We start from the raw sequence: 1,679 nt of genomic DNA on the forward strand, positions 1-1,679 counted from the left end.
GCTGGTCCAACTCCCCACTGACAGCGCCATGAGCTCCGCAGCTGCGTCCTCTGCAGCCGCAACCGGCGCCGCCGCCAGCAGGCATACCAGGAAGAAGAGCGCCTTCATCGGGCCGTCTCCTGCCCGACATGCGCCGCGAAATGCGCGGCAATGTCTTCTCGCCGCGCGACCCAGACATCCGGATGGTCCTTCACATGCCTCAGGAAGGCTTCCAGCGCCCCGATCCGCCCGGGCCGGCCGATGATGCGCAGATGCAACCCGAGGCTCATCATCCGGGCCCCCTCGCGCAGGCTCTCGGCGCGCAGCCAGTCAAAACTGCGCCGCGCATAGTCGAGCCACATCTCGGGGGTGAATGAGGCGCTGAGCCAGAATTTCATGTCATTGGAATCGATCGCATAGGGCAGGATCACCATCGGCCGGCGGCTTGCGTCCGACATCTCCACGCTTGCCCAGTATGGAAAATCGTCGGAGTAATCATCCATATGGTAGGCGTAGCCCTGTTCGAGCAGGATGCGCCGCGTGAGGTCCGTGTGTAGGTAGCGCGATAGCCAGCCCGAAGGCCGGCGCCCGCACGTTGCCTCGATGCTCCGGGTGCCTTTTTCGATGAAGCTGCGCTCGGCGGCTTCATCCATGAACGCGGTGAAGGCCCATTTGTGCCCATGGTTGCAGGGCTCGTCGCCGCGCGCCGTGATCGCCTGCGCAAGCCAGGGCGCCTTCTCGAGCGCTTGGCCGCAGACCGTCCATGTCGCGGCCATGCCGGCCGCGTCCAGCAGGCGGATTACCCGCGGGGCGCCGCGATTGATCCCGTACTGATAATTCGACTCGTTACCATGCACGCGTATCGGCTTGCCGGGGACGGCGCCAAGTTCGTCCACCGGCTCCGGCCGTCCATCGCCTTCATCGATCCGGCGTTCGGCGCCTTCCTCGACATTGACGACAATCGAGAGCGCAAGGCGGGCGCCGCCTGGCCAGGCGAACCCTTCCGGCGCGGGATCTGGCGGCAGGCTGCTCAATGGGGTTCCTCCCCGCCGGAGACGTTCATGCTTTCGGCCGTAATGTAGGCCGCATCGTCCGTGCACAGCCAGGCCACGGCATTGGCAGTATCCTCCGGCAGGCCCGGCCGGCCCATCGGAATGCGCGCCGCCATCGCTGCAAGGTAGGCTTCAACCGACGGTGCACCGACGACCTTTGCGAAATACTCGTTCTGCCAGGCGCCAAGCCCGGTCGTCACATGGTTCGGGCAGACATTGTTGACCGTGATCCGGTGCGGTCCAAGCTCGACGGCCGCCGAGCGTACCAGCCCCACCAGGCCGTGCTTGGAGGACGTGTAGGCCTGCGCGTGCGGAAAGCCGGACTTCGCGGCCTGGCTCGCAATGTTGACGATCCGCCCGCCCCGGCCCTGCCTGACCATCACCTCAGCCGCAGCCTTGAGGCCGAAGAAAGCGCCCGTCAGGTTGACATCGATCACAGCACGCCAGTCTTCCTCGGTAACCTCGAGCAAGGGCTTCATGATGTACCCGATCCCGGCATTGTTAACCCAGATATCCAGCGAGGCGTGCTCGGTTTCTGCATGGCGGGCAAGCGCGCGCACGTCAGGGAGGCTACGCACGTCGCAGGAAAAGGTCGACACGCGCGCGCCCAGTTGGCGCAGATCTTGGGCGATCGCCTCCATCTCTTCG

At 65.3% G+C, this 1,679-nt stretch carries 2 protein-coding genes; both read right to left on the reverse strand.

Annotation, left to right across the window (positions count from 1 at the left end; translation table 11 throughout):
- Window positions 1-104: 104 nt before the first annotated feature.
- Entirely contained in the window at window positions 105-1,013 is a 909-nt protein-coding gene (locus WEA77_RS15455; RefSeq protein ID WP_368068766.1) for a polysaccharide deacetylase family protein, read from the reverse strand.
- Window positions 1,010-1,679, reverse strand: a 670-nt coding sequence (locus WEA77_RS15460) for an SDR family NAD(P)-dependent oxidoreductase (RefSeq protein WP_368068767.1), incomplete at its 5' end; no start/stop codon positions are given. The genes WEA77_RS15460 and WEA77_RS15455, both read right to left, overlap by 4 nt.

The sequence above is a fragment of the Hyphomonas sp. genome (assembly GCF_040882205.1).
Taxonomy (GTDB): Bacteria; Pseudomonadota; Alphaproteobacteria; order Caulobacterales; family Hyphomonadaceae; genus Hyphomonas.